Genomic DNA, 317 nt, shown 5'->3' with positions numbered 1-317 from the left:
GGATCGTCGGGATGGCAGCACAGCCGCATCCCGATCTCTTGCGCGACGGGGGCGACCTGTTCCAGGAAATCGTGGAAATTGCGGCGCAGGACCGCATCCGTCACCGGCGCATAGCTGTCAAGCAGGTCGCGGACATCCTGCAGGCTGAAACGTTCGGCTGCGCCCGGCAGGCCGAAGACGACGTTGCCCGCCAATTGCTGGCGTCGCGCCTCGTCCATGTCGGCAAAGCGGCGCGCGGCCTCGTCGCGGACATGCTCGGGGACATCCCGGGCCGCGCCCTGGCGTTGCAGGATGTGGATGTCGAAGACCGCGAAATC

At 66.9% G+C, this 317-nt stretch carries 1 protein-coding gene; it reads right to left on the bottom strand.

From position 1 onward, the window contains the following. Positions 1–317: mannonate dehydratase (locus B4A72_RS01340; protein WP_292977983.1), on the bottom strand; the 317-nt coding region annotated here is incomplete at both ends.

Origin of the sequence: Paracoccus sp. UBA5162 (genome assembly GCF_002413585.1) — a bacterium.
Taxonomy (GTDB): Bacteria; Pseudomonadota; Alphaproteobacteria; order Rhodobacterales; family Rhodobacteraceae; genus Paracoccus.
This window is presented reverse-complemented; position numbering and strand designations above follow the sequence as displayed.